Source organism: Sphaerisporangium sp. NPDC049457 (assembly GCF_055586705.1).
Genome location: NZ_JBVJHR010000018.1, coordinates 84734 through 110683 on the forward strand (window position 1 = coordinate 84734; position 25950 = coordinate 110683).

Annotated in this window: 23 protein-coding genes; 12 read left to right on the forward strand and 11 right to left on the reverse strand. The window is 70.9% G+C overall.

Annotated features, from left to right (window positions below):
- Window positions 1-99 precede the first annotated feature (99 nt).
- Together ACZ6QO_RS26870 and ACZ6QO_RS26875 are read left to right on the forward strand one after the other, a co-directional pair.
- The gene (locus tag ACZ6QO_RS26870) at window positions 100-564 is read left to right on the forward strand and encodes a DUF6789 family protein (RefSeq protein WP_465854381.1); all 465 of its coding nucleotides are present in this window, start codon (window positions 100-102) and stop codon (window positions 562-564) included.
- A gap of 231 nt (window positions 565-795) precedes the next feature.
- A complete protein-coding gene (locus ACZ6QO_RS26875; protein WP_465854382.1) occupies window positions 796-2262 on the forward strand; it encodes an N-acetylmuramoyl-L-alanine amidase in 1467 nt (488 codons plus the stop codon).
- Window positions 2263-2445: 183 nt separating this feature from the next.
- Here the strand turns inward: ACZ6QO_RS26875 and ACZ6QO_RS26880 are convergent, their stop codons facing one another.
- Window positions 2446-2685 (reverse strand): hypothetical protein, encoded by a 240-nt coding sequence (locus ACZ6QO_RS26880; RefSeq protein ID WP_465854383.1) that lies wholly within the window; start codon window positions 2683-2685, stop codon window positions 2446-2448.
- A 255-nt stretch (window positions 2686-2940) separates the two neighbouring features.
- On the opposite strand from ACZ6QO_RS26880, the gene ACZ6QO_RS26885 reads away from it, so the two are divergent.
- On the forward strand, window positions 2941-3150 hold the full coding sequence (locus ACZ6QO_RS26885; protein WP_465854384.1) for an EF-hand domain-containing protein: 210 nt from the start codon (window positions 2941-2943) through the stop codon (window positions 3148-3150).
- Window positions 3151-3157: 7 nt separating this feature from the next.
- On the opposite strand, the gene ACZ6QO_RS26890 is transcribed toward ACZ6QO_RS26885, so the two are convergent.
- Window positions 3158-4336 (reverse strand): PucR-like N-terminal domain-containing protein, encoded by a 1179-nt coding sequence (locus ACZ6QO_RS26890; protein ID WP_465854385.1) that lies wholly within the window; start codon window positions 4334-4336, stop codon window positions 3158-3160.
- A 242-nt stretch (window positions 4337-4578) separates the two neighbouring features.
- Here ACZ6QO_RS26890 and ACZ6QO_RS26895 point away from each other — a divergent pair, with 242 nt between their 5' ends.
- A complete protein-coding gene (locus ACZ6QO_RS26895; RefSeq protein ID WP_465854386.1) occupies window positions 4579-5178 on the forward strand; it encodes an RNA polymerase sigma factor in 600 nt (199 codons plus the stop codon).
- Complete coding sequence (locus ACZ6QO_RS26900) at window positions 5171-6316, forward strand: CU044_5270 family protein (RefSeq protein ID WP_465854387.1); 1146 nt, start codon at window positions 5171-5173, stop codon at window positions 6314-6316. Before ACZ6QO_RS26895 ends, ACZ6QO_RS26900 begins: the two co-directional genes overlap by 8 nt.
- A 43-nt stretch (window positions 6317-6359) precedes the next feature.
- Here ACZ6QO_RS26900 and ACZ6QO_RS26905 read toward each other — a convergent pair whose 3' ends face one another.
- The 3 genes from ACZ6QO_RS26905 to ACZ6QO_RS26915 form a co-directional block, all read right to left on the reverse strand.
- Window positions 6360-7070 carry a hypothetical protein gene (locus ACZ6QO_RS26905; protein ID WP_465854388.1) on the reverse strand — a complete coding sequence of 237 codons (711 nt, stop codon included), beginning with the start codon at window positions 7068-7070 and terminating at the stop codon, window positions 6360-6362.
- Between the two features lie 220 nt (window positions 7071-7290).
- Window positions 7291-8568: a hypothetical protein gene (locus tag ACZ6QO_RS26910; RefSeq protein WP_465854389.1), complete on the reverse strand. Its 1278-nt coding sequence runs from the start codon at window positions 8566-8568 to the stop codon at window positions 7291-7293.
- 326 nt (window positions 8569-8894) lie between these two features.
- Complete coding sequence (locus ACZ6QO_RS26915; RefSeq protein WP_465854390.1) at window positions 8895-10187, reverse strand: PEP/pyruvate-binding domain-containing protein; 1293 nt, start codon at window positions 10185-10187, stop codon at window positions 8895-8897.
- Window positions 10188-10245: 58 nt separating this feature from the next.
- Between ACZ6QO_RS26915 and ACZ6QO_RS26920 the strand changes: the two genes are divergently transcribed.
- Window positions 10246-10641, forward strand: a complete 396-nt coding sequence (locus ACZ6QO_RS26920; protein WP_465854391.1) for a DNA-binding protein — start codon at window positions 10246-10248, stop codon at window positions 10639-10641.
- Window positions 10638-11273: a transcriptional regulator gene (locus ACZ6QO_RS26925; RefSeq protein ID WP_465854392.1), complete on the forward strand. Its 636-nt coding sequence runs from the start codon at window positions 10638-10640 to the stop codon at window positions 11271-11273. Before ACZ6QO_RS26920 ends, ACZ6QO_RS26925 begins: the two co-directional genes overlap by 4 nt.
- A gap of 7 nt (window positions 11274-11280) precedes the next feature.
- Here ACZ6QO_RS26925 and ACZ6QO_RS26930 read toward each other — a convergent pair whose 3' ends face one another.
- From ACZ6QO_RS26930 to ACZ6QO_RS26940, 3 genes are all read right to left on the reverse strand, one after another.
- The gene (locus tag ACZ6QO_RS26930) at window positions 11281-11925 is read right to left on the reverse strand and encodes a helix-turn-helix domain-containing protein (protein ID WP_465854393.1); all 645 of its coding nucleotides are present in this window, start codon (window positions 11923-11925) and stop codon (window positions 11281-11283) included.
- 184 nt (window positions 11926-12109) lie between these two features.
- Window positions 12110-12478, reverse strand: coding sequence for a hypothetical protein (locus tag ACZ6QO_RS26935; RefSeq protein ID WP_465854394.1), 369 nt, complete (start codon window positions 12476-12478; stop codon window positions 12110-12112).
- Window positions 12475-12885, reverse strand: a complete 411-nt coding sequence (locus tag ACZ6QO_RS26940; RefSeq protein WP_465854395.1) for a hypothetical protein — start codon at window positions 12883-12885, stop codon at window positions 12475-12477. Before ACZ6QO_RS26940 ends, ACZ6QO_RS26935 begins: the two co-directional genes overlap by 4 nt.
- 166 nt (window positions 12886-13051) lie before the next feature.
- Here ACZ6QO_RS26940 and ACZ6QO_RS26945 point away from each other — a divergent pair, with 166 nt between their 5' ends.
- The gene (locus ACZ6QO_RS26945) at window positions 13052-14428 is read left to right on the forward strand and encodes a helix-turn-helix domain-containing protein (RefSeq protein ID WP_465854396.1); all 1377 of its coding nucleotides are present in this window, start codon (window positions 13052-13054) and stop codon (window positions 14426-14428) included.
- A gap of 71 nt (window positions 14429-14499) precedes the next feature.
- Here the strand turns inward: ACZ6QO_RS26945 and ACZ6QO_RS26950 are convergent, their stop codons facing one another.
- Window positions 14500-15003, reverse strand: a complete 504-nt coding sequence (locus tag ACZ6QO_RS26950) for a hypothetical protein (protein ID WP_465854397.1) — start codon at window positions 15001-15003, stop codon at window positions 14500-14502.
- 777 nt (window positions 15004-15780) lie between these two features.
- Here ACZ6QO_RS26950 and ACZ6QO_RS26955 point away from each other — a divergent pair.
- The 3 genes from ACZ6QO_RS26955 to ACZ6QO_RS26965 all read left to right on the forward strand — a co-directional run bounded on the left by ACZ6QO_RS26955 (window position 15781) and on the right by ACZ6QO_RS26965 (window position 21739).
- Window positions 15781-19080 carry a glycoside hydrolase family 95 protein gene (locus tag ACZ6QO_RS26955; RefSeq protein WP_465854398.1) on the forward strand — a complete coding sequence of 1100 codons (3300 nt, stop codon included), beginning with the start codon at window positions 15781-15783 and terminating at the stop codon, window positions 19078-19080.
- Between the two features lie 418 nt (window positions 19081-19498).
- Window positions 19499-21184 carry a hypothetical protein gene (locus ACZ6QO_RS26960; RefSeq protein ID WP_465854399.1) on the forward strand — a complete coding sequence of 562 codons (1686 nt, stop codon included), beginning with the start codon at window positions 19499-19501 and terminating at the stop codon, window positions 21182-21184.
- Between the two features lie 147 nt (window positions 21185-21331).
- Window positions 21332-21739 (forward strand): hypothetical protein, encoded by a 408-nt coding sequence (locus ACZ6QO_RS26965; RefSeq protein ID WP_465854400.1) that lies wholly within the window; start codon window positions 21332-21334, stop codon window positions 21737-21739.
- A 267-nt stretch (window positions 21740-22006) separates the two neighbouring features.
- Here ACZ6QO_RS26965 and ACZ6QO_RS26970 read toward each other — a convergent pair whose 3' ends face one another.
- On the reverse strand, window positions 22007-23227 hold the full coding sequence (locus ACZ6QO_RS26970; RefSeq protein ID WP_465854401.1) for a CU044_5270 family protein: 1221 nt from the start codon (window positions 23225-23227) through the stop codon (window positions 22007-22009).
- Window positions 23224-23751 carry an RNA polymerase sigma factor gene (locus tag ACZ6QO_RS26975; RefSeq protein WP_465854402.1) on the reverse strand — a complete coding sequence of 176 codons (528 nt, stop codon included), beginning with the start codon at window positions 23749-23751 and terminating at the stop codon, window positions 23224-23226. The genes ACZ6QO_RS26970 and ACZ6QO_RS26975 overlap by 4 nt, the downstream gene beginning before the upstream one ends.
- A 414-nt stretch (window positions 23752-24165) precedes the next feature.
- Between ACZ6QO_RS26975 and ACZ6QO_RS26980 the strand changes: the two genes are divergently transcribed.
- Window positions 24166-25341: a homogentisate 1,2-dioxygenase gene (locus ACZ6QO_RS26980; protein ID WP_465854403.1), complete on the forward strand. Its 1176-nt coding sequence runs from the start codon at window positions 24166-24168 to the stop codon at window positions 25339-25341.
- Window positions 25342-25950 lie beyond the last annotated feature (609 nt).

The following is a 25950-nucleotide window of genomic DNA, read 5'->3' on the forward strand; positions in this document are numbered from 1 at the left end:
GTACCGCTTGGGACGGCCGGTCTCCGTCAACGCTCCGGGCCGCGCCGCGCCGGTTCGGACGGCCGGTTTCCGCGGCGCGCGACAGGGCACGTAGCCGCAATGATCCGCAACCTCGTGAAGGGCGCCGTCAGCGGAGTGCTCGCGACCGGAGCCATGAGCGCCGTGATGGCCGCCGGCGACCGGGCCGGCCTGATGGGCGAACATCCGCCCCAGCGCATCGCCCGTGCGGCGATGCCAGGGCCGAAGCACCGTCCCAAGCGGGGTGAAGGCGTGCTCGGCACGATCGCGCACTTCGGGTTCGGCGCCGTCAGCGGCGCGCTGTTCGCGGTGGCCTCCGCCCGGCTTGAGCCCCGCGTCCCTCTGGGAGTCGCCTACGGGCTGGCGATCTGGGCCGTCAGCTACCAGGGGTGGGTGCCGGGCCTCGGCATCCTGCCGCCGATCCACCGCGACCGGCCGGGCCGGCAGGCCGTCATGGCCGCGGGGCACACCGTCTATGGCACGGCGCTGGTGCTCGCCCTCAACGGCCTGCGCCGCGCCGACCGGTCCCCCGCCAAGCAGCCTTGAGCACTGCTCGGAACCTGGTCGGACTTGGGGCGGTCTCAGACCTGCTCCGGTTCTGAGCCTTCTCAATTTCCGGCCGGATTCGGGTTCTAAGCCTTTTCCCGAGTCCCGTTCTGCCACGGGCAACGCTGTTCGGTGCGGTTTGTACGCACTTTGGAGCTTTCTTATATGGGTCCTCCGGACGCTGGACGGCACGGCGCTTCGCACCTGGAGCGCCCGTGTTGAGGAGGATCCATGATGGCTTTACGCGCGCGCCGCCCGCTTCGCCTGGCGGTCGCGCTGGCCGGTCTGCTCGCGGCCCCCGTCTGCCTGCTCGCCTCGCCCGCGAGCGCCGCGCCCGCCGCACCGGCCGACCCTCCGGGACGCGCGTCGCTGGGTGGCGCGTTCAGCGCCGCCGCCGCCGCGTACGAGGTGCCGCGCGACCTGCTCGTCGCGCTGGCCTACTCCGAGACCCACCTCGACGGGCACGGGGGCGAGCCCAGCGCGAGCGGCGGCTACGGCGTGATGCACCTGGTCGCCAACCCGGCCCACCACACTCTGGATCAGGCCGCGGCGCTCACCGCCAGGCCCGTGGCGGCGTTGAAGACCGACGGCGCGGCCAACATCGCCGGCGGCGCCGCGGTGCTGCGCGCCGAGGCCGACCGGCTCGGACTGAGCGCCGCCGACCGCGCGGACATCGGCAAGTGGTACACGGCCGTGGCCAGGTACGGCGGGGCGGCGAGCCCCGCGTCGGCCCGGCTCTACGCCGACACGGTCTACGACCTGCTCGGCCGGGGCGTCCGGGCCGTCACGCCCGGCGGCGAGACGGTGAGCGTCCGGGCCCGCCCCGTGACGCCCGACCGCGGCGAGTACGCCGACGCGCCCGACCTGAACGCCCCCCGCCTTGCGGCGTCGGTGGACTACCCGAGCGCCCACTGGGCGCCGGCGAGCACGAGCAACTACCGGGTGGCGAGCCGCGGCGCGAGCACGATCGACCGCATCGTCGTCCACGTGATGCAGGGCTCCTACGCCGGCACGATCTCCTGGTTCCAGAATCCGAGTGCCAAGGTCTCGGCGCACTACCTGGTGCGCTCGTCGGACGGCGACATCACCCAGATGGTCCGCGACAAGGACGTCGCCTACCACGCGACCGTGTACAACGACCGTTCGATCGGGATCGAGCACGAGGGTTACGTCAGCGACGCGAGCTGGTTCACCGACGCGATGTACCGCTCGTCGGCGGCGCTCACCCGCCATGTCGCCGACAAGTACGGCATCCCCAAGGACCGCACGCACATCGTCGGCCACGTCCAGGTGCCCGGCACCGACCACACCGACCCGGGTCCCAACTGGAACTGGACCAAGTACATGCAGTACGTCACCGGGAGCGGAGGCGGCAATCCGTACACGCCCGAGCAGGTGTGCGGCAGCGGCTACAGCGTGATCGACTCGGCCGCGCTCGGGTCGTCGGGGACGGTGTACCTGCTCTACAACACCGCCAACGGCTACAACTGCGTCACCACGATCAAGAGCACCTCGCTCGGGACCGCCACGGCCACCTCGGCCTACCTGGAGGTGCAGGGGGCGACGAGGATCACCGACTCCGGGAACTTCGCCTACTATGCGGGCCCGGTGCGGGCGCCGGCGGCGGACAGCTGCGTCAAGTGGGGCGGCAAGGCCGGATCATCGGCCTACGACAGCCCCTTCGAACACTGCGGCTGAGCACCGACACACGACGGCACTTCCAGCAGTAAGGCTGAGCACCTGCCTACGACAGCCCCTTCGAGCAAGTACGGCTGAGCACCCGCCCACGACGGCACTTCGAGCACTGCGGCCGATCACCGGTCCTGGCCGGGACGGCATCGTCCGAGGCCGCCTTCCGCGCGGAAGGCGGCCTTCGCGTGCTCATGCCTCGCCCAGGCGGCGCAACAGGTCGTCGCGTCTGGCTTCGAGCGTCGTCATGACCTGCTCCTGCTCGTCGGCCATGGCGATCAGCATGGAGACCTCGACCGCGTCGGTCGGGGCCTCCGCGCGGTCTCCGACGGTGCCGCGCAGCTCGGCCACGGTCTCGCGCAGCTTGGCCAGGTCTTCCTCGACCATGCGGAGTTCCTCGCGCAGCCCGGTCTCGTCTCCCTCGACGGCCATCAGCGCTCCTCCTCTTCCTCCCCGGCGCACCGCGTGTCCGGCGGCGCCCGCCCGCGGGCCGCGCCGACGCGTCCCGTACCCCGCCTCGACCGGCACGAACCTGATACCCACCGTCGGCGCCCCCATCCCGGCCCCGCCGCCGGCGTCCGCCCCCGCGAGCGAGATGTACCAACAGTGACGTAAGTGAATGAAACCCCGAATTGGTGGCAGTTTGCCCACTAAGGTGCTGGACGACCCATCTCGCAAGGAGTGGCTATGAGCGATTACGCGGTGACCTTCGACCTGGTCGACGCCGACAAGGACGGGCTCATCTCGGCCGAGGAGCTGCTGAACCTGATGAACGTCCTCGGCCAGCCGGTGTCGTCCGAGGCCGCCGAGGCCGCGGTGCGGCAGCTCGACCTCGACGGCGACGGGCGCATCTCGCTGGAGGAGTTCTCCCGCTACCTCGCCGCCACCACCGGCTGAACCGCTCTCACCTGAGGGCCTGGCGGGCGCGCAGGACGATCTCCAGCTCAAAGCGGACGTCCGGGTCGGCGAGCTGGTCGCCGTACAGCTCCTCCAGTTGCCGCAACCGATAACGGACGGTCTGCGGGTGGACCTTCAGCCGGGCCGCGACCTCGCCCGCGCCGCGTCCGTGCCTCAGCCAGGCCAGCAGCGTCTCGGCCAACCGGTCCTGCTGCCGCGGGCGCAGATGCGCGAGGGGCGCCAGCCGTACGGCGGCCAGGGCGTCGACCAGTTCCTCGTCCCGGAAGACGACGAGCGTGGCCATGTGGTCCGCGCACCGCAGCACCCCGCCGTCGCCGGGGAGCACGCCGCGCGCGGCCAGGCTCAGCGCGTCCCTGGCCCACCCCAGCGACGTCGCGGCGTTGAGCAGCGGGACGGGCGGCCCGATGGCCGCCCGCCGGCCGCGCAGCCCCGACTCGATCATGCGAGCCCGTCCCGGCCCGGCAGGGTCGGGGACGATCAGGCAGGGCTGCTCGCACGCCAGTCCCGTCAGCACCTCCGGCGGCAGCGACGGCGCCGGGCATCCGTCCCGGTCCTCCAGCGCCACGCCCGCCACCGTCTTCGGCGTCCGCCATCCGGCGGCCCTGGCCAGCTCGGCGATGGCCTCCGGAGAGGCGGGCGGCTGGGACAGCAGCAGGTCGAGGAGGCGATGGCGGCGGCGCTCCATCTCGCCGGCCGCGTTGGCGCGGGCCTCGTTGTACCCCTCGGTCGCGGCGTCGGCGAGCTGGTCGAGGAAGACGAAGATCGCCTCCCCGATGTCGTAGAGCGTGCGCGGGTCCAGGCCCAGCCGGTCGGCCTGCTCGGTGAGACGGTGCCAGGCCACCCGCGCGCCGAGGCGCATGGCGGTCTGGAGCGGCTCGAGATCACGGCCTTCGGCCGCCTCGCCTCGCCCGATCGCGCGGAAGACCTCGGGGTCCCAGCGGTCGTGCGGCCGTTCGATGCGGCCGAGGAAGCGCTGGAGCGCCTCGCCGACCGCCAGGCGCAGTACCTTGACGTAGACGTCGTCGCCAGGGCGGGCGTACTCGGGCACGCGCCGCTGGATCTCGTGGATCATCTGATCGGCCAGGTCGCCGGCCACCGGGCGCAGAATCGCGACCACACCGGCCGGCACGGCGGCCCAGAGCTCGTCGTCTGATGCGATGGCCAACGGTCCCTCCAGGGCGGAGTCATCCAATTGTGGCGTATTAGACGCCGAGTTCAATGGCTGGACATCCTTTTCGTGCCGTCCTGTCCTTCCGGTCCTGTCCGCCCTTCCGTCCTGTCCGTCTGGGTCCACGGCGACTGGACCACGCGGCCCGCGCCGGGTGGAATCGGCAGAAAGTCGGACCCAAGGTCCCCCGAGCCGACAAGTACAGGGTGAAAGCATCGAGAACCCGGAGAGGACCGCACGTGGTTGGTGCCCAGGCACTGCTCGACGGCTCCGCGGCCGACGACTCCACCGTGATCGCGCGCTCGCTGGAGCAGCCGGAAATCTTCGCGGTGGTCTTCGACCGGCACGCCGACGAGATCTTCCGCTACGCCGCGCGGCGCCTCGGGGCCGAACTCGCCGAGGACGTGGTGGCCGAGACGTTCCTGGTCGCGTTCCGCCTGCGCGGCCGGTACGACCTCGCGCGTCCCGACGCCCGTCCGTGGTTGTACGGGATCACGACGAACGTGGCCTCGCAGCACCGGCGGGCGGAACGCCGGCGCACGCACGCCGCCGCGCGGATCGCCCCCGACCGTCCCGGCACGTTCGAGGAACGGAGCGACGAGCGGGTCGCCGCCCAGCGACTCCAGCCGCGGCTGGCCCGGGCGCTGTCGGTGCTGTCGCCGGGCGAACGCGACCTGCTGCTGCTCGTCGCCTGGGCCGACCTGAGCTACGAGGACGTCGCCGAGGCGCTCGGCATTCCGCCGGGAACAGTGCGTTCCCGGCTGCACCGCGTGCGCGTGAAGCTCCGCCGGGCCCTCGGTGGCAGCGACCCCCTCAACTTGGAGCACCAGCATGGCTGACGAGATCCAGGAGTTCACCGACGGCCGCCCGGCCGCCCCCGCGTACCCGTCCGAAGCCCGGGAGACCGCACGCCGCCGCCTGCTCGCCCAGGCCGCGAGCCGACCGCGGGCCCGCGCCCGGTTCGTGCTGCCGGGCGCCCGGCCGGGCGTGCCCCGGCTCGGCTGGCAGGCCGCGGCGGCCTTCGGCGTGACCCTCGCCCTGGTGGGCGGGGTCGGCCTCACGCTGTCGTCGCGCTCGGCCCCCGTCCCGGCGCCCGCCGCCGTGGCCACGGCCGGGTCACCCGAGCCCGCGACCGACACGATCGCGGTCGCCCCGCCCGTGGAGGGCGCGGAACTGCGCCCGCGGCCCGGCCAGTTCGTCATGGTGGAGTCCGAGACGATGTACATGGTCTCCTCCGTGCACCAGGAGGGCGTGGTCCGCTACCTCTACCGGACCAAGCGCAAGATCTGGCGTCCGGCCGACGGCAGGACGCGCGGGCTGCTGTCGATCGAATGGCTGCCGGCCAAGCCGTTCCCCGGCGAGCCGCTGCCGGCGGAGGCGGAGAGCCTGCCCGGCGTCCAGTGGCACGACATCGCCGGCCACTGCCCCGGCGCCCAGGACGACTCCCGGACCGACTACGCGTACCTGAGCGGGCTGCCGTCCGGCGAGGCGGAGATGCGCGACCACCTCTACAGCCGGCCCCGTGGGGACAACCCCGCCGACGTCGCGGCGTTCACCGCCGTCGGCGACCTGGTGCGCGAGAACTACATGCCCTTCGCGCAGCGGGCGGCGCTCGTGGCGGCGGCCAAGACGATCGGCGGCGTGGAGGTGGCCGAGGGCGTCGAGGACTCGGCGGGGCGCCGGGGCGTCGCGGTGGGCAGGGTGCGCGACGGCGTCCTCACCCAGCTCATCTTCGACCCGGCGACCTTCATGTACCTCGGGGAGCGCGGCACGGTCGTCGACGAGAAGGCGGTGGGCGCGCCGGTCGGCAGCGTCCTCGCCCTGACCGCGCAGTCGAAGGTCTCGGTCGTGGACGCGCTGCCGGAACCCGGCGCGACGGGCAGGGAAGGCAAAGAGGGCAGGGGGAAGGAAGGCGGCGTGACGTGGGACGGGAGCTGCGACGCCGGGCAGGGCACGCCGGGCGGGTCCGGCGGCTGAGCGCCGCCGTCCCGGGTGGGCGGCCGTGGGGAAGGGCACCGTGTCAGACGAGCCCGACCATGAAGCCCTCGTCGCGCACGCCGAGATAGATGTTCGGCCGGTGCGCCCGCATTCCCCGGTCGATGGGCTCGATGTGCGCGCGGGCGGAGCCCAGCGGGAGCCGGTACCCGTTCTGGACGCGGTGGAACTCCCACATGGGCTCCATCTCGGGGTGCCTGGCGCGGAAGCCCGGGTCGGCCGGGAAGAGGTCGACCCGGACCATCACCTTGCGCGGCAGCAGGTAGTCGTCCAGCTTGAACCGGCGCTGAACGGTGCGCGAGATGGCGACCCCGGACAGCTCGGGCCAGGCGACCGCCCACGACGTGCCGCGCGGGTCCTCCCACCGGATGCCGAGCTGCTCGATGATGAGCTTGCGCGGCCGGGTGATCTTGCGCCAGGCCAGCAGCGGGAGCAGTCCGAGGGCGATGAACACCACGCCGAGGACGGCGGCGACGACGGAGGTCGCGGCTCCTCCCTCGACCTGGCCCGTCAGCACGGAGTACAGGGTGATCGCGCCGACCGCGCCCGCGACGACCGCGCCGGCCACGGCCTTCGCCTTGGACCCGGCTCCCACGTCGACCACGACCGGCTCCGCGCCGGGCTGCGGCGGGGCGAACCGCCCGGGGAGCGCGGGGGCCTGGACGAACGGCACCGGCTCCGGCGGTGGGGGCGCCTGCTGTGATGGGATCTGCCGACCCGGTCCCGGATATGCCACAAAGGGATGGTAGGGCGAAACATAACGGTGATTCTGGAATTCACGCTGACACGCCGCAGAAAAGCGCAGTTATCACGCTATGTCATGACGGAATCTCGGACCGCGCCCTCAGCGGAGCCCGGACGTGCGAAACCCCCGCCGGTCCTGACGACGGCGGGGGTTTCGATGCGGCGTAGGAGGCAGGCGGCCCGGCGAATCACGGCGAACCGGGCCGCTGGGATCACTCGGTGACGTAGACCTGGCTGAAGACCTCGGAGAGCTTCTTCACGTCCTCGGTGATGCCGACCTCGGGGGACGCCGGGCTGTACATGGTGGACAGGCGCCGCTGGAGGGGCTGCAGCTTCGTGAGCTGGTCCCAGGCGGGCGTGGCGGCCAGGCCGGAGCCCATGACGCGGTAGGTGGCGCCCGAGGTGTCCTGCCAGCGGGTCCACAGGTTGACGGTGGCGGCGCCGCCCTTGAGCGGGGTGGCGATGCGCTCCTGCGCCGCGACGGCGGCCTGGTCGGCGGTCAGCGGCGAGGCGTCCTTGCCGGCGAGCCCGGCGTCCTCGGCGGCGATCTGCGCCAGCGTGTCCCACGCCAGGGACTTGACCTTGCTCCACTGGTTGCGCTGCGCCTGCTGCGGGGTGATCTTCCAGGTGGCGTACGCCGTCGACAGCAGGCCGGCGTCGAGCGCGAGCTGGTCGACCGAGCCCGAGGTGAGCAGCGGCTCGATGCGCTCGGGGGTGAGCAGCGGGTACTTCTTGGTCATCTCGGTGTTGCAGGAGTCGTCCGCGCCGCAGCCGAACGACGGCACGACCGTGTGGACGCCGAGCTTCTTGCCCGGGGCCACCTGGTGCAGGGCCGCGGCGGCGGCGGTGACGAACGCGCTCATCTCCTCGGGCGTCTTGACCGCGCCGTTGTATCCGAGCTGGGAGGTGAAGCGGACGCCGACGACGCCCGGCTGCGCGGCCAGCGCGCCGACCTTGCGCACCGCCGCGGCGAAGGTCGCGGCGCCGGCCTTGTAGTCGTCCAGCAGCTCGGTGTCGACCCACACCCGCATGTTGTTGGCGGCCGCGGCCGCGATGGCCTGACCGGCGGCGGTCTGCGCGGCGGCGGCGATCTCCTCCGGGGTGACCGAGCAGGTCTCGCCGGCGGTCTGGCAGGCCGGCGGGGTGTTGTCGTCCTGGTAGCCCTGGGGGGCCGGGTCGCCCTCGTCGTGCGCCTGGCCGTCGCCCTCGCCCTCGGCGGAGCACTGCTCGACCGTGCAGTCGATCCACCCGATCGGGTACTCGGTGGCCTCCTTCAGCTTCGCGCCGTCGTCTCTGGCCCAGAAGCGGACGATGTCCAGCGCCTCGCCCGGGTCGGCCATCCAGAAGCACTGAGGGTCGGACTGCGAACCGCCGTTGGTGACGTTCTTGCAGTCCTCGGCGCCGTCCTCGGAGAACGCCGTGGCGGCCGGGATCCCCACCGCGAGAACGGTGAGGGCGGCGCTGAGGGCGAGGGCTCTCCTGATTCGCATCAAGCGTCTCCTTGGGCGGGGGCGATACGACCGTGATCGTGCAAAACGATCGAAACGACTGTATCGGGCACATCTCTACACGACCAGAGGAACCATGTGATTGCTCCAGCACCAAGAACCCCCGCTGACGCGGCCCACCCTGTCCTGGGCTCGCAGGATCGTCTCGCCCAATACGCTGGTCCGAACCGGGTTTTCACGCACCCGTACGACCCGCGTCACTCCCCGTTCAGCCACCCCCGGCCCGTCCGACACGCCCGCGGACGGCGGAAGCCGCCTCACGGCCGCACGCGTTCCGAGAACCCGGTCCAGCGCGGCTCGGGCGAGCGTCAGCCGGCGACCGTGACGGTGCCGGCGGTGCCGTCGATGGTGACGACGGTCTCGTCGCGGAGCCTGCTCGTCACGTCCGCGACACCGAGGACGGCGGGAATGGCGTGCTCGCGAGCGACGATCGCGGCGTGGGAGAGCACGCCTCCGGTCTCGGTGACGACGCCCGCGACGACGCGCAGCAACGGCGTCCACGCAGGGTCGGTGAACGGGCAGACGAGGATGTCGCCCGCGCGCACGCGCCCGAAGTCGCCGGGGCCACGGACGATCCTCGCGGCGCCGGTCACGGTCCCGTGACTGCCGGGGACTCCGCTGAGCACGGCGGCGGTGGCGCCCCGGGCGACGGGGGGCGATGCCGGCGGCGGGGGCGCGGCGGTGACCGGCCGTGCCTGCAGAAGCCACAGGCGGCCGTCGGCGATCGCCCACTCGATGTCCTGCGGTCCGCCGAGTACGGCGGCGATCCGCCGTCCCAGCTCGGCCAGCCGCCGGGCGGTGGCGTCGTCGATCGCCGGCCGCTCACGGGCACGGGTGGGCACCTCGCGCACGACCAGCCGCGTGCCGAGCCGGTCGAGGCGGGTCCGTTTGTCCGCGCCGGTGCGGGTGACCGAACCGTCACCGGCGACGCGGTAGGCGTCCGGGGCGACCCGGCCCCCGACGACGCTGGGGCCGAGACCCCAGGACGCCTCGATCAGGGTCGGGTCGTCCCCGTCCGCGGGCGTGAACATGACCCCGGACACCTCGGCGTCCAGGTGGCGTTGCACGATGACCGCCATCGCGAGGTCGCCGGACGGCCGGCCGGAGGCATCGCGGTAGTCGACGGCTCGCGCGGAGAACAGCGAAGCCCAGCAGGCACGTACGGCACGGGCGACGCCGGCGGTTCCGCGCACGGCGAGGAAGCTCTCGTGCTGCCCGGCCGCCGACGCCCGGCCGGTGTCCTCACCCGCCGCCGACGATCTCACCGCCACGGGCGGATCGCCGAGCTCGCGGAGGGCGCGCCCCACCGCGTCGATGACGGTGGCGTGGACCGGGCGGTTTTCGATCGCCCGCCGCGCCGCGTCGCCGATGCCCCGCAACGTGGCGAGATCGTCCGGCACCGGGGTCGACCGCCTGGTGGCGAGATCATCCGGTTCGCGGGCGTACCGCCCGATGTCCAGATCGCGGACCGCGGCGAGATAGGCCGCGTACGGGACGACGAAGCCGTCCGGCACCGGCAGACCCGCGCGGAGCAGCGCGCCGAGCGCGCCGGCCTTGCCTCCGCAGGTGTCCGCGACGGCCTCGCCGAGGGGTACGATCACCCGTCCGCCTTTCAACGCTATGTTGACAACTTTTTGTTGATTCTCGATTATGACTCGCATGTCACGCAAGCAGGACATCGCTCACACAGTGCGCGCCGACCACGCCCAGGCCCAGCGCGAGCGCGACGCGCGCGAGCGTCTTCTGAGCCTGGGCGCCGATGCGCTGGACGCCCGCCCGTGGCGCGCCGCGGCCGCCCCGCCGTCGGCCGTGGACCTCGCGCACTTCGCCGTCTGGCGCTGGGCGAGCTTGGGCCCGGAGGACATCCTGGGCGCGCTCGCCCTCATGCCCGCCGCACGCGCCGAGATCGACACGCTCGAAGCCGGTCTGCTGTTCACGGCCCGCAGCGCAGGACTGACCTGGGCGCAGATGGCGCAGGCGATGGGGTTCAACTCCCCGCAGGCATGCCAGCAGCGCTACAACCGGCTGACGACGCGGCGCGAGTCCGGCTCATGACGCGGGCCTCCGTGCCCGACCTGCTGGTCCTGCACTCCGTACGCGTCACCGGGTTCGCGGACACCCCCGTGATCGCACGCCGGTACGGGCTCGACGCCGCCGAGACCGAAGAGACGCTGCGCGACGCCGAGGCATACGGCTGGGTCCAGCACACCGCCTTCGCCGGCACCGCAGGGTGGTCGCTGACCGAACGAGGCCGGGCCGAGAACGAGCGCCGGCTCGCGGCCGAACTGGCAGACGCCGGCGGCGCCGAGGAGGTCCGTGAGGTCTACCGCGCGTTCCTCCCACTGAACGCCCGCCTGCTCCAGGCCTGCACCGACTGGCAGCTTCGGCCTGCCGTCGGCGACCGGCTCGCCGCCAACGACCACTCCGATCACGCCTGGGACGCCAGGGTCCTGCGGGAGCTCGGCGACATCGGCCGCGCGCTCACGCCACTGGCGGACCGGCTCTCACGCGTCCTGGTCCGCTTCCAGGGCTATGACGAACGCTTCACCGCGGCCCTGGAGCGGGCGCGAGCCGGGGACGGAGCCTGGGTCGACCACACCGACGTCGACTCCTGCCACCGCGTCTGGTTCGAGCTCCACGAAGACCTCATCGCCACCCTGGGCTTCGACCGCCACACCACTCCCTGAGCCGGGCTCAGGCGAGGGCTTCGCTCAGTTCGACGGCCGCGGCGACGACGCGCGGGCCGAGGGCGGCGGTGTCCAGGGCGCCGAAGGTCACGACGCCGACCGACGCCTCCAGCCACGGCAACCTCGGCAGCGGAGCGGCGACCCCCCGGGCGCCCTCCTGGAGCTGCCCCTTCGTGACGGTGTAGTCGGTACGGCCCTCGCGCAGGGCCAGGATCGCCAGGCCCGCGGCGCCGCGCGAGAGAGGATGGCGGGCGCCCTCGCGGTAGGCCACGTGCATGTCGGTCCAGGTGGGCTCGACCACGGCGATGGCCAGCCCCTCGTCGGCCTCGGCCACGGTCAGGTGGGCGGTGGCCCCGGTGTCCTCGGCGAGCCGGCGCAGCGCCGGGAGGGCCGCCGCCCTGAGCAGGGGCTGGACGGCGCGCGCCAGCGCGAGGACGCCGAAGCCGAGATGGGCGCGGCCTTCGGCGTCCCTGCGGGCGAAGCCCTCGTTCTGGAGCGTGGTGAGCAGCCGGTAGACGATCGGACGGCTCAGCCCGAGCTCCTGGGCCAGCTCGGTCGGCGTACGGGCGCGATGGCCGTCGGCGAGCAGCCGCAGCAGCCGCAGCCCCCGCTCCAGCGTCTGCGCCGACTCCGGACTCCCCTTGTGATCCACCTTCCCGATTATCCGGTCCCCGCCCCCACCGCCTCCCCACCCACCCCGCACCCCCGGGACCCACATTCCGTGCCGGCCGCGATCGGGGCCGCGCCCTCCCACGTTGCCGCCAACGGCGTATCGAGCGCCAAGGGCACGTACGCGGCGCATCATCGCCGATCGTGTCATCGGCTCTACCGGGATCTCAGTCGCGCTCAGGGGTGTGCGCCGGCCCTGCCGCGTCGGCCGCGATGTCCTCGGCGGCGCGGGCCGGGTCGCCCGCCGCGCACGCCCGCACGGGCAGGCCGTCGGGCCGCTTGACGAGGTACCAGGCCCCGTCGCCGGGCACGTCGACCACGGCGACGGTGCCCACCGGCCGGCCGCCTCCGTACACGTCCATCTCGGGCGGCAGCAGGAAGCCCTTGTCGAACCCCCACCGCATGGGGAGATGGACGCGCTCGACGTGGCGGCAGCGCAGCCCATGAGACTGCAGGTGCTTGGCCAGCTCACGCAGCGCCCGGCGATGCTCGTCGGCCCGCCCCTCCGGCATGCCGTACATCAGCGTGCCCGTCATTCCCGGCTTCCCGCCCACGAAGGACCGCCCATCGTGCAGCGCGACGTCCCCGCCTCCGGCGGGCGAGGCCGAGGTACGAGCCGCGTGACCTCGGAGTCGCGCATGAGGCCGCGGAGCTCTCCAGGAGTGGCGGCCTCGACCAGCGGCTCGGCGACCCCGGCCATGCGCGCGAAGGCGTAGAAGCGGCGCGAGTAGACCCCGTAGATCACCAGCCATCCGGGTTCCAGCAGGCCGAGCTGCTCGGCTTTCGCCTTCTGCCTCTCGTCCCACACCTGCTGTCCGCCGTCCCCCGCCGGCGGCTCGGGCATGGCCGCGCGCCGCCGGAGGCGGTGCCGGCCCGCCGGAGGACGTCGCGAGAACGGGAGGCGACCGCGGCCGGGACGGCGGCGCGCATCGAGGAGAGCCATGTCGTACTCCTGATCGACCTGTGGACAACTTGGGGAACTGGCGTTCTGTAATCGACTCATCATTTAGAGTCATCAGCACGTTCGTATACGTCCAGGCGTCGGACAAGAGCTGATCGACAGTGGCGATCCACTGGCGATCCCCGGCCTCCCGGGAAGGAGAAACCGCATGCCCGCCCCCCGCAAGAGCACTGACCGTTATCAATCAATGGCGCACTATTTCGGCGCACTCATCCGCGATCTTCGTGATTCGTATGAAACCCGGGTCGGCGAGCCACTCACCCTGGCTCGCCTGTCGGCCCGCACAAGCTACTCACCATCGATGATCGGCCAGATCGAACGCGGCGAGACCCTCCCCGAGTCGGGCACGCGCGTGGCGTCCCTCGATGATGCCCTGCATGCCGAAGGCCACCTGAGAACACTCTGGCCTCTGGTGCAACGCCTGGGTCACCGCCCCCTGGAAGAACTTGCCGCAACGACAAACCGCATTAGTCCGAGTTACCGTGAAAACGCACCCTGCGCCCTCGCCAGAGGAGATGACATGGAACGCCGCCATTTGCTCCAATTGGCCGGGTGGGGCTTTCTCGCCCAATCTCCCATCTTCAGCAACGGCGAGCACATCCGCCAAATGCTCGAACATGCCCTCGGCACGGCCGACGACCTCCCAGCGGACGACTGGGAGGCCCGGTGCGCCGGCCACATGTACGCCATCCTCAACCGGCCTGCGGCGATGATCTGTGACGACCTTCTGGCCGACCTCATCGGCATCCAGCGAAGCCTCGCGCGCAGCGCCCCTAGCAAGGCGGCCGACCTGCATCGCATCACCGCATGGCTGTCGACCATGTACGCCAACGTGCTCATGCGACTCGGCCGCTACAGCGCCGGGCACCGCTGGCTGGCCACCGCCAGACACGCGGCGGACGCCTCACTGGATCTCGACATGCGGGTGTGGGTACGCGGCACGGAGGCCGTGTTCTCGCTCTACTCGCCGCTCCCGCTCACGACTCCGGTGAATCTCGCCCGAGCGGCGCAAACCTTAATGAGAGACCGGGTGACCCCCGGTCTGCTGCGAGCCGTGGCCGCCGAGGCGCAGGCGCTGGCCGTGATGGGCAGACGACAAGAGGCCGAGAGCCGCCTCCACGACCTGTTCGAGCTGGCGGGACGAACCACGTCCGCAGCGGAGTTCAGTTGGACGGACGACGCCGTCTGGTTCACCGCGTCGTGGGTCTACTCGTACGGCGCTCAGGGCGACAAGGCCGGCGAAGCCCGCGAGCAGGTCCTCGCCTGCGCCCCCCGCTACCAGAGCACGGTGAACGTACGACTGCACGAGGCTCTGTGCGTCGGCGTATGCGGGGGCCACAACGAAGCCCTCAACCTCGCCGCAGAGGTGCTGTCCGGCCTTGACCCGGCCTACCGCACCCATCCGATGCTGCACACGGCCCGGCTGATCCTCGACACCGTCCCGCCCGACAAGCGAGCCGGCCTTCCCGCCCTCCCCGACTACCGTGCCGCCCTCAACACTCCTACCTCCATCACCTCCAACTGAACGGACGCCATGCGACCAAGCAAGCCCGATCGGCTGCCGCGACTCCGTCCGCGCCCGTCTCGCGTCATGCCTCATCGACCATGCACAGGCCTGGGCATCGGCTCGAACCTGTCGACTGATTCCATCTGATGGCTGTCCCGGGTGCGATGTGTCTCTCCGGGAGATCCGGTCTGGTCCACCGCGATCATGCCGACGCCATATATGGAGAGCGTCATTACGATCCAACAAAGCCGTGCTGTCGCCGAGGTGAAGCTCAGATCGCCGATCATCGGTAGCGCCGCCAGCAACATGATTCCCAGGAGCAGCCAGCCGGCGGCTTCGGCGTGGCGATCTCGCGCGAAGTGAAGAACCGCGACAGCAGTGGTGAGCCAAAAACACCCGGCCAGGATGAGGGGAATGAGCCAGCCCTGCGTCAGGGTGAACACGCGACGCCAGACGATGGAGTACCGGGCGGACGTTTCATCGACCAGTCCGGCGATGACCAGCACGAACAACAACCACGCATTTACGGCGCACAGCAACAGCACCATATGGAAGGAAAAGGGGCCGGTCAGATCGGCTGACCGTTGCAGCATTGCCGGAGGCAGTGTCAGGCGTGGTTGGGGAGAGGGTGGCAAGCACTGACGCGCGGCCCAGTGCCAGATTTCCCCTAGAGGACACGCCGAAGGCTGAGGCGGACGCGGAAGCGTAAAGCTCGGCCGTGGAGTGATCGTGACCCACGGACTTGGTAATGGCGACATCACCGTGCCTTCCGCCGAAGGAACGCTATGCAACCACGCTACGCAACCCGCCTTGGATTTGTGCGGCCCGACGGAACAGCAGATGTCCGCCGCTGTTTTGAGCAGTGAATCGGCTGTCACCTTTTCCCTTGGGATAAGGCCGACTACGCCGTCAAAATCGATCTAAAAGGAGTAGGAAGCAATTACCGGGGACAGAACGGGCCGGGGAGCGTGAGGGACCGGAGGTCCTTCGCCGGGGGTGTGGTGGGGGGACCCCACAGAACACCGTCCTCGTGCCCACTGCGCGAAGCCGCCCTCGCGAGGGCCACGACCAAGACCGCACACCAACACCCGAACCTCCCCAGGCTCCAGGTGGCCACATCCCTGCCGTCCTCGGCGCAGACATGGGATGTATGGGGCGGACACCCGGCCCAATCGCGGGAGTTTCGGTTGCATTTGTTACAACCGTTGACCGAGACATGGAATGTTTGTAGCTTGGCCATCACCTCCCAGAACAGTGCCTCGTGATGCCGCCGGTTCCGCTGAGCTCGCCTTTCTCACCGATCGCGAGCTCGTCTCCGCATGGGTGCGGCGCCGGCCGCTCGCAAGGCCGCAGGCGGTTGGAGAAGCGAGATGGCAGATCTGACGCGTAGGCAACTGATGAAGTTCGGCGCAGCCGGAGCGGGAGCTCTGCTGTTGCCGATGCAATGGACGGCGGCAGCCCGGGCCGCCTCGGTGGCGCCGCCCGAGGTGCGTGCCGCGGGCGACCTGGCGCTCTGGTACGACGAGGCCGCCGGCACGGACTGGCTGCGCGCGCTGCCGATCGGCAACGGCCGCCTCGGCGCCATGGTGTTCGGCAACGTGGACCAGGAGCGTCTGCAGCTCAACGAGGACACCGTGTGGGCCGGCGGGCCGTACGACCAGAGCAACCCGAAGGGCGCGGCGGCGCTGCCGGAGATCCGGCGGCTGGTCTTCGAGAACCAATGGGCCCAGGCCCAGAACCTGATCAACCAGAACATGCTCGGCAGCCCCGCGGGCCAGCTGGCCTACCAGCCCGTCGGCAACCTCAGGCTGAGCTTCCCCGGCGGCAGCGGCGGGGTCACCGAGTACAACCGCCAGCTCGACCTCACCTCCGCCACCGCGTCCACGACCTACGTCCAGAACGGGGTGCGGTACCGGCGCGAGGTGCTCGCCAGCGCGCCCGACCAGGTCATCGCCATCCGGCTGACCGCCGACAAGCCCGGCTCGATCACCTTCTCCGCGACCTTCGACAGCCCGCAGCGGACGACGCGCTCAAGCCCGGACGGCACGACGGTGGCGCTCGACGGCGTCTCGGGCAACTTCGAGGGGGTGACCGGCTCGGTCCGGTTCCTGGCCCTGGCCAGGGCCGTCGCCGAGGGCGGCAGCGTGACCAGCTCCGGCGGCACGCTGCAGGTGTCGGCCGCCGACAGTGTGACGGTGCTGATCTCCATCGGCTCCAGCTACGTCGACTACAAGGACGTCAGCGGCGACTACCAGCGCATCGCGCGCGAGCACCTCGAAGCGGCCCAGGGCAAGGACTATGACGCGCTGCGCGGCAGGCACGTGGCCGACTACCGCAAGCTGTTCGGCCGGACAGAGCTCGACCTGGGCCGTACCGCCGCGGCCGATCAGCCGACCGACGTGCGCATCGCGCAGCACGCGTCCGCCGACGACCCGCAGTTCTCGGCGCTGCTGTTCCAGTTCGGCCGGTACCTGCTGATCAGCTCCTCGCGCCCGGGGAGCCAGCCGGCCAACCTGCAGGGCATCTGGAACGACCAGATGGCCCCGCCGTGGGACTCGAAGTACACCATCAACGCCAACCTGCCGATGAACTACTGGCCCGCCAACACGACGAACCTGTCGGAGTGCTACGAGCCGGTGTTCGGCATGATCAAGGACCTCACGGTGACCGGCGCCCGCACCGCGCAGGCGCAGTACGGCGCCGGCGGCTGGGTCACCCACCACAACACCGACGCCTGGCGGGCCACGTCCGTCGTCGACGGCGCGTTCTGGGGCATGTGGCAGACCGGCGGCGCGTGGCTGTCCACCCTGATCTGGGACCACTACCTGTTCACCGGCGACATCGGCTTCCTCCGGGAGAACTACCCGGCGATGAAGGGCGCCGCCCAGTTCTTCCTCGACACCCTGGTCGAGGAGCCCACCCTCGGGTGGCTGGTGACCAACCCATCCAACTCCCCCGAACTCGGCCACCACCCGGACGCCAGCGTGTGCGCCGGCCCCACCATGGACAACCAGATCCTGCGTGACCTGTTCGACGGCTGCGCCAAGGCGAGCGAGGTCCTCGGCGTCGACGCCGACTTCCGGGCGCAGGTCAAGGCCACCCGCGAGCGGCTGGCCCCGATGCAGATCGGCTCGCGCGGCAACATCCAGGAGTGGCTGTACGACTGGGTCGAGACCGAGCGGAACCACCGGCACGTCTCCCACCTGTACGGCCTGCACCCCAGCAACCAGATCACCAAGCGCGGCACCCCCGAGCTGTTCGCGGCGGCCCGGCGGACGCTGGAGCTGCGCGGCGACGACGGCACCGGCTGGTCGCTCGCCTGGAAGATCAACTACTGGGCGCGGATGGAAGAGGGCACGCGGGCCCACGACCTGGTCCGCTTCCTGGTCACTCCGGCCCGGCTCGCGCCCAACATGTTCGACCTGCACCCGCCGTTCCAGATCGACGGCAACTTCGGCGCCACGTCCGGCATCGCCGAGATGCTCCTGCAGAGCCACAACGGCGAGCTGCACGTACTGCCCGCGCTGCCGTCCGCCTGGCCGAGCGGAAAGGTCAAGGGGCTGCGCGGCCGCGGCGGGCACACCGTAGGCGCCGCGTGGAGCGACGGGCAGGCCGATGAGTTCCACATCACGCCCGATCGCGACGGCGTGGTCAAGCTGCGCGCCGAGCTGCTCGCCGGCCGCTACGAGGTGACCGACACCACCCGCGGCCATGCCCACGTCAAGAAGGCCGAGCCCGGCATGATCGAGCTCACCGGGAAGGCCGGGCACACCTACCGCGTGCACGCCCTGCAGAAGATCAAGCTCGCCGTGCCCGCCGAGGTGAGCCCGGGCCAGGAGGCGAAGGTCGCCGTCACCGTCCGGGCGGTCGAGAAGCCGATGGCGCCCAAGGCCACCGTGACGATGGACGTCCCGGACGGGTGGACCGTCACCCCCGCGCAGATCGTGCTGCGGCCGCTGAAGCCCAACTCGGAGACCACCGTCGAGTTCACCGTCACCCCCGGCGCGGCCGAGCCGGCGGGCGCGGCGGCCCTGGCCGCCACCGTGGGCGGCCATGACTGGGCCGCGTCCGCGAAGGCCACCGTCCGAGTGTGGGACGGCCGGGAGGCGCCGCTCTCAGAGAGCTTCAGCAACGTCGGCATCACCGACGACACCAACACCGATCCGGGGAACATCGACGGCGGCGGCGCCAGCATCTCCGCGCAGGCGCTGGCCCAGGCCGGCGCCACCCCGGGCGGCACGATCAGCAAGGGCGGGGTGAACTTCACCTGGCCGGACGTCCCGGCGGGCACCCCGGACAACGCCATCGCCTCCGGGCAGTCCATCAAGCTGACCGGCACCGGCAAGACGCTCGGCTTCCTGCTGGCCGGAACCTACGGCGCGGTCTCCGGACCGGCCACCATCGTCTACAAGGACGGCACCAGGCAGACCTTCACCCTCAGCTCGCCCGACTGGTACGGCGCGCCGAGGCCGGAGGGCGACGCCGCCGTCGTGGCCGCCTACCAGAACCGTCCGGGCAACCAGCGGGCCAACACCGCCGCGACCATCTACTTCGCGGGCGTGGCGCTGCAGGACAAGGAGGTGTCCCGCGTCGACCTGCCGAACATCAGCCCACGAGCGACCACCGGAGTCGCGACCATGCACATCTTCGCCATGGCAATAGGCGGCTAGCGCCGCCCCACCGTCCACCGGCGTCCTGATTCGGAGGGCCGCTACGCGACCACACACCCAGGTCGCGTAGCGGCCCGACGCAACCGCTTCAGACCTGGCGCCGAAATGATGGACCCCCTCCCCTTTTGGGCGTTCAGTACGTCCGTTACTCGGCGTCGGTCATTCATTCGGTGAAATATGCGCTGCTGACACCACTGCGTGCTTACAGTTTGCGTCATGCCGATTACCTCGCCCACTCGCGGGTGCCCCTTTGTCCGAAGCGGCTTTGGTGCGGAGCTCCCTGGAATGGGATGTCATGACCACCGTGACGAGACCGAGCCCTGGCAGCCGGTTCCTGCGGCATTGAGGAGAGCCCGAGCTCCGCACCATCGCGGTCTCAGTCGTGGCCGCCGGTAATCCGGCCGCGAGTGTGAGAGACATGGACGACGCGACGCGCTACCTATGCGTGGCAGCGCGGGTGGACGCGCGATTCGCCGAGCGAGTCGAAGACATGCTCGCCGACGAGATCCGGGCGATCGCGCCCTCACCGGGGATCAAGCTGCGGCCGGTGGCCGCGCACAGCCTGGCGGCGCGGCGGCAGCGGCAGCGACGCGATCTCGTGCTTGCCGCCGCGCTCGGGTTCAGCGTGCTGATCACACCACTCTGGACGCTGCTGCTCATCGGACTCCTCATGCTGACGGCTGCCATCGTCAAGCCCTGGCTGACCGACCAGGCCACCGGCCGTCCCACCCTCTTCTTGCGTCCCGCCCACGCGGCCGGACTGGGGGTGATCCTGATTGTCATCGTGCTGACGGCGTTTTCGGTATCGCTCCAGTTCAGCAGCGCCGGCAGGTGGGCGGCCTGGCTCTGGGGCGCCGCTCCGCTCGACGTCTTCACGCTGGTCGTGCTGGCGGCGATGTACGCGGTGGTGGTTCGCGATGCGTTCCTGACCCGACAGGTCCTGACCGGCCGGTTACGGCGGGAGGTCTTCACAACTGACATGAAGGCCGTGGCCGACGACCGGCCGAAATGGGCTACGGAGCGACTCGAAGCGCTCGACGAGGCCGAGGCGGGAAATGTTACCGTGTACAGCGAATATGATCCGTTCGTCGGATTCGGCAAACCGATCGACGGGTGGTCTTTCGCCGTACCACTGCTATCACCTCGGAAGCCGGGTTCCGCTGAGCGGGCACAGACCCACCGAGAGACCGTGCGCGTCAATACGTGGGAGCTGCGGGCGCATATCCGGCGACGTCTGGAACGCCTCGAACAACCGCACCCCGATATCCCGGACACAGCGACGTCCGACCGTCTGGACACTTTCGTGGTCGAGGACCGGGTCTTCGCCCGCGGCAGTTCCCTGGTAGGAACCGATCTCCTCCCCTACCGAGGGGAGGTTCCTGAGACCCGGTTGCCACCAGAGGCGGTCGAGGAGATCTCCCTGCGGTCCTCCGGACCGTTCCGGCATTACCTGTGCGCCCACATCCTTTCGTGGGGAGGCGAGATCAGCGCGAGCACGTTCTTACACCTGTCGGTGGAAGGCGACGTTCTTTATGTGCGCTGCGACCGCCGCATATCCGGTCCCATCGACCAGCGCTTCCATGATGTGGATCGGATGCCTCCGCTGATGACCTCACGGCAGCGGCTCTTCGTGCTCGTCCAAGCTCTGGCGGATCTCCCGAGCAAGGCGGCCGGCGCGCCACTGCGCGCGCTGCATGACCTGCAATCGCGGGGCCGCCAACTCAGACAGTTCTTCGAGGCGCACAGTACCGCCCTGGAAGACGAGGCGTTCGACTACGGTGCGCGCGACAGCATTCGTGACCTGGCCGTCGATCCACACTTCCAGAACTATTTCCAGGTGGTCGATGTCAATAAGTATCTGAGCGTCGTCGAACGCCATGTGCTCGCCGCGATACTGGACCACCTCGACGACCACGGCGTGGACACCGCCGAATTCCGTGCCCAGCAGATGACCATTCTCAACCAGGGCGTCATCCAGACCGGCGGGGTGAGCGTGGTGGGCGCCCAAGCCGTCGGGCAGACCGCGCAGGCCAGCCAGGCGTCGGCCGCCGGCGGCGGCCGGGTTTACCAGGCCAATCGTGATCAGAACATCAGACAGCCATGAGGCCGCCGGGACGTCCAGCTATATCGCTGCCTCTCTCGAGGCCACCTAGTGGTCTGGAAACATCATCTTCGGGACGACAAGGGATGTTTCGCTGCGTTGCGCGACAATCACTGCGCGTGATCTTGGTGGGTGATCCATGATGGCGGTATGGCACGGCGTGCGCTGATATGGGGTGGGGCGGCGGTCGCGGTGGCGGCCGCCGCGGCGCTGGGTGTGTACTTCGCCAGGGTAGGGCTGGATGCGGCCGACCAGCTGGCCAGCGTGCTCGCGCTGTTCGTCGCGTTGGCCGGGCTGGGAGTGTCGGTGTACGGGCTGATCGCCGACCGGCGTGCGGGAGTGGTACGGCAGCAGGCCGAAGCCGTCGAAAACGGCCAGGTGCATCAGGCCGGCCGCGACCTCACCGACAGACCGGCAGAGCCGCGACCTGCACCGACCGCAACCAGCGGGGAAAACGCCGATGGGCAGGGGCGGCCGGTGGTGCGGCAACAGGCCAAGGCCACCGGGCATGGCCGGGTCTATCAGGCCGGCCGCGACCAGACCATCAACGAGCGGTGAGCACGGCTCAACAAGGCCGGCCGGTGAGCCAGCGGGCGACCGCGTCGGGGTTCGCGCGGATCTACCAGGCCGCCGGGAACCAGATCATCTACCAGGGCGGCGAGCGGTACCGGCTCCGTGGAAACCGCGGATATAGCCGAAGCACGGTACGAGACCGTCACGTCAGCCTGTCGCGCCCGTCGCGACCGTCTACTCGCCGCTGGGCTCCGGGGCCGAGCACTGCCGACACTGTCGGCCTCGGAGCGGCGGCCGCGAACGGGGTGGGGGTCACAGATCCTGCTGGGCCTTCTCGGGGGAGGAATCGTGCCGGGACTTCCCGATGGCGGGCTTGTCGTCGGTCCACTCGGCCTTGACCGTGGAGGACCACCAGGTGGGCGTGCCCGGCTTCGCCCAGGCGTGGTCACCGGAGGGGTGGACGGCCACGATCTGGTCGGTGAGCAGGATGCCCGTCTCGGGATCGATGATGATCTGCCGCTCGAAGTCGCCGCCGGACCAGGTCTCGGCCCGCGCGATGCCCTGGCCCTTGCGGCCCAGCATGTCGGTGACCTCGCCCAGCGAGCGGACGCCGTCCAGCTCGGCGAGCAGCTTGTAGGCCGCGGCCCGGACGGCGGGTTTCACCGGCATGTCGCTCAGCAGCCCCGCGGTCACCTGGTAGAGCCAGGTGTCGGCGTCCATCTTGTCGCCGGTCGTCTCCGTACCGTGTCCGGCGTACCCCTGCAGCAGGCGGCGCTTCAGCCCGTCCGCGGTCGTGGGCAGGTCCTGGAGCTCGGCCACCGACACGTTGCGCCCGGCCAGGTCGAAGACCTTGTCGCCGACGTTGATCGGGTTGCCGAAGGGCTTGCCGATCTTGCCGTCCAGTTCCAGGCGCTTGCCCCCTTCCTTGCCCTTGGGCACGGGGAGCTCGATCGTCCACCTCGTCGGGGAGCCGTCCCGCTTCCAGGCGTCCTCAGCGCCGGGGGCGGGCTTGGCGCCGAGGTTCTGGCTGACCCACCAGCTGGTGCCCTTCGGCGAGCGTGCCACCCAGGTGCGGCCGCGGTCCGTGCTGTGCACGATGTACCGCTCCTTGTCGCCCGCCTCGTAGGCGGAGCCGCCCAGGCGTTCGACGTACCAGTACGCGCCGGTCGTGACGGGTGCCTTCAGCGACGAATCGGCCGCGGTGAGCAGAACCTGCTCGGCGGACAGCCGGATCGTGGGCGCGCTGCTCGACACCGCCGGCAGGGCCGCGCTCGCCGTCGGCGGCGCGGGCACCACGCCGCCGGTCGCGCTGAGCGTCACGGCGACGGCGGTGGCCGCCGCGGCGGTGGCCAGGGCCCCGCCGAGGATCCACGCCGGCCGGGCGCTCGGCGTCCGCCGTGTCGGCCGGGCGTCGAGCCGCACCGGGCGGGGTCCCGCCATCGCGGCGTGCAGCTCTGCGGCACGCGTCCGCTCGTCAACGGGGGCATCGAAATGGGCCGGGCGCGCCGCCCGAAGTTCGTCCATGGGGTTCATGACCACTCCTCACTGAGATTGCGCACCCGGGAAGGGCGGTGAACCGCCGGTGCCGCCTTCATCGCCTCGGCCAGCCGCCTGCGAGCGCGGTGCAGCCGCACGCGGAAGGTCGCATGGGAGCATCCGACGACGCGGGCAGCGTCACGCGGGGCGAGCCCGTGCCAGGCCACGAGCAGCAGCAGCTCGCGTTCCTCCTCGCCGAGGGAGGCCATCGCCTTCAGGACGGCCAGCCGCTCGGTCACCTGCTCGGCCGGGTCCTCCACGGTCCAGGTCCGCAGCTCGGCGGCGAGGGACTCGCGCCTGATCTCGGCGCGGATGTTGTCGCGCAGCACGTTGCGCGCGACGACCAGCAGCCACGGCAAGGCGGGGTCCGGCACCGCATCGAACCGGCGCCAGGCGATCGCGAACGTCTCGCTCACCACCTCGTCCGCGACCTGCCGTCCCGCCTGGCCGACCACGTAGGCCCACACGCGCTGGCGGCATTGGTCGTACATGGTGGTGAACCGGTGAGCATCGTCCGTCACCGCCCGCCCCCCTTCGTCCCGGGTGTTCGTTCCGACACGAGGAAGTGGGCTGGGAGCCTCAAGTGTTACGAAAAATCTTCCGATATCCCCCGACGTCCCTGCACGTTACCAACCGTCCCATTCAGCTCTTCTCACCGTTTCTCTGCGCCGCTCCTCTCGCCACTCCTCTGCGCCGCCGGACTCCACCTCGGTCAGTTGCACGCCAGTCACTCGAACCCCGCCCACCAACTGTGGCTCCTCCTCCCGCCGCCGAGGAAGGCGCCCTCGTGCGGGCCCCGAGCAAGACCGCGCCATGGGGCGAAGGGCGCAGGTGAGGGGGTGTGGTGTGGGCAGGTTGACATTGGAGGGAGGATGGCGGATCGTCGTACGTATAGAGGACATTGATGTCCGATATGCGTACACCAGGAGGGGACGATGCCGTACTACCGCACCGTCGGCGAGGTGCCGCGCAAACGTCACATCCAGTTCCGCAAGCCCGACGGCGGCCTGTACGCCGAGGAACTGATGGGCGAGGAGGGTTTCTCCTCCGACTCCTCGCTGCTCTACCACCGGCACCTGCCGACCGCCATCGTCAAGGCGGAGGCCGTGCCCGACATGGTCCGCACCGCGCTGTCCCCGAACCTCCCCCTGTCGCCGCGCCACTTCCGCACCCAGAACCTGCCCACCGGCGGTGACCTGGTCACCGGTCGGCAGCCGCTGGCGGGCAACGCCGACGTCCGCATGTCGTACGCGGCCGCCGACCGTCCGAGTGAGCTGTACCGCGACTCCAAGGGCGACGAGTGCGTCTACATCGCGAGCGGGCGGGTGCGGTTCGAGTCCACATACGGGGCGCTTGACGTCGGCGAGGGCGACTATGTCGTGATCCCGACCGGCACCATCCACCGCTGGGTGCCGCTGGACGGCACCACGGTGCGGGCGCTGACCATCGAGGCCGCCGGGCACATCCGGCCGCCTAAGCGCTACCTGTCGCAGTACGGCCAGTTCCTGGAGCACGCCCCCTACTGCGAGCGTGACCTGCGCGCGCCGTCCGAGCCGCTGATCGTCGAGGACGCCGAGACGCCGGTCCTGGTCAGGACCCGGGGCGGCCTGACCAGGCTGACCTACGCCCACCACCCGTTCGACGTGGTCGGCTGGGACGGCTGCCTGTACCCGTACGCCTTCAACATCGCCGACTTCGAGCCGGTCGTGAAGCGCACCCACGCGCCGCCGCCGGTCCACCAGACCTTCGAGGGGCCCGGCTTCGTGGTCTGCTCGTTCTGCCCGCGCCCGCTGGACTTCCATCCCGAGGCCGTGCCGATCCCGTACAACCACCACAACGTCGACTCCGACGAGTTCATGTTCTACGCCGGCGGCGACTACACCGCCCGCAAGGGCTCGGGCATCGACGTCGGCTCCATCTCCCTGCATCCGGCCGGCTTCACCCACGGCCCGCAGCCGGGCGCGGTCGAGGCGGTCGTCGAGGCGGTGCGGCAGGGGCACACCATGACCAGCGAGCTGGCCGTCATGGTCGACACCTTCCGGCCGCTCGACCTCGGCGACGCCGCGCTCGCCTGCGAGGATCCCGGCTACGCCTGGACGTGGGCCCGATGACCGGCACCACCGAGACGCTCTTCCGCGCGCTCGTCGACGACGCGGGCCTGTTCCCTCCGACGATGCTGCCCATGTCGCGGGCGCTGGCGCGCCACTACGCCGACCGGGACGCGGGCGACCCCATGCTCACCCACCGGCTGCTGTGCCCGGCCAGCCGCCTGGAAGAGCTGCGCGCCTCCGTGACCCGTCCCATCCGGGTGGGCGTCATCGTCGACACGCCCGACCTGCCGGACGTCGCCGCTCTGGCGGCCGGTGATCCGGCCATCGAGATCGACTGGTTCGAGACCCCGCTGGCCCACGGCTCCACCGTCGTTGACATCGCCGAACGCCTCGGACGGCCTCACGCGACGACGGCGCCGGTGGGAGGCGAGCCGTGGGCGACCGCACGCCCGGCGCCGCACGCGGCGGCGGACGCGGCCACGACAGGCGAGGCGGCGGACGGGGGCGCGGCGAACACAGCGGCGGCCCCGGCGGCGAATCCGGGGACGACCCCGGCCGCGGATCCGGTGGTGCGGCTGTTCGTCGAGGTCTCCCCCACCGACCTGCACCAGGTGCCGGACGGGGTGGGGCTCAAGGTCCGCTGCGGAGGCATCACGCCCGAGAAGTTCC

Excerpts from the sequence above, each read along its gene's own strand:
- ACZ6QO_RS26870 (WP_465854381.1), top strand. The coding sequence starts at position 100 with ATGATCCGCAACCTCGTGAAGGGCGCCGTCAGCGGAGTGCTCGCGACC.
- ACZ6QO_RS26875 (WP_465854382.1), top strand. The coding sequence starts at position 796 with ATGATGGCTTTACGCGCGCGCCGCCCGCTTCGCCTGGCGGTCGCGCTG.
- ACZ6QO_RS26880 (WP_465854383.1), bottom strand. The coding sequence starts at position 2,685 with ATGGCCGTCGAGGGAGACGAGACCGGGCTGCGCGAGGAACTCCGCATG.
- ACZ6QO_RS26885 (WP_465854384.1), top strand. The coding sequence starts at position 2,941 with ATGAGCGATTACGCGGTGACCTTCGACCTGGTCGACGCCGACAAGGAC.
- ACZ6QO_RS26900 (WP_465854387.1), top strand. The coding sequence starts at position 5,171 with ATGGCTGACGAGATCCAGGAGTTCACCGACGGCCGCCCGGCCGCCCCC.
- ACZ6QO_RS26910 (WP_465854389.1), bottom strand. The coding sequence starts at position 8,568 with ATGCGAATCAGGAGAGCCCTCGCCCTCAGCGCCGCCCTCACCGTTCTC.
- ACZ6QO_RS26920 (WP_465854391.1), top strand. The coding sequence starts at position 10,246 with ATGTCACGCAAGCAGGACATCGCTCACACAGTGCGCGCCGACCACGCC.
- ACZ6QO_RS26925 (WP_465854392.1), top strand. The coding sequence starts at position 10,638 with ATGACGCGGGCCTCCGTGCCCGACCTGCTGGTCCTGCACTCCGTACGC.
- ACZ6QO_RS26935 (WP_465854394.1), bottom strand. The coding sequence starts at position 12,478 with ATGACGGGCACGCTGATGTACGGCATGCCGGAGGGGCGGGCCGACGAG.
- ACZ6QO_RS26940 (WP_465854395.1), bottom strand. The coding sequence starts at position 12,885 with ATGGCTCTCCTCGATGCGCGCCGCCGTCCCGGCCGCGGTCGCCTCCCG.
- ACZ6QO_RS26945 (WP_465854396.1), top strand. The coding sequence starts at position 13,052 with ATGCCCGCCCCCCGCAAGAGCACTGACCGTTATCAATCAATGGCGCAC.
- ACZ6QO_RS26950 (WP_465854397.1), bottom strand. The coding sequence starts at position 15,003 with ATGCTGCAACGGTCAGCCGATCTGACCGGCCCCTTTTCCTTCCATATG.
- ACZ6QO_RS26955 (WP_465854398.1), top strand. The coding sequence starts at position 15,781 with ATGGCAGATCTGACGCGTAGGCAACTGATGAAGTTCGGCGCAGCCGGA.
- ACZ6QO_RS26960 (WP_465854399.1), top strand. The coding sequence starts at position 19,499 with ATGGACGACGCGACGCGCTACCTATGCGTGGCAGCGCGGGTGGACGCG.
- ACZ6QO_RS26965 (WP_465854400.1), top strand. The coding sequence starts at position 21,332 with ATGGCACGGCGTGCGCTGATATGGGGTGGGGCGGCGGTCGCGGTGGCG.
- ACZ6QO_RS26970 (WP_465854401.1), bottom strand. The coding sequence starts at position 23,227 with ATGAACCCCATGGACGAACTTCGGGCGGCGCGCCCGGCCCATTTCGAT.
- ACZ6QO_RS26980 (WP_465854403.1), top strand. The coding sequence starts at position 24,166 with ATGCCGTACTACCGCACCGTCGGCGAGGTGCCGCGCAAACGTCACATC.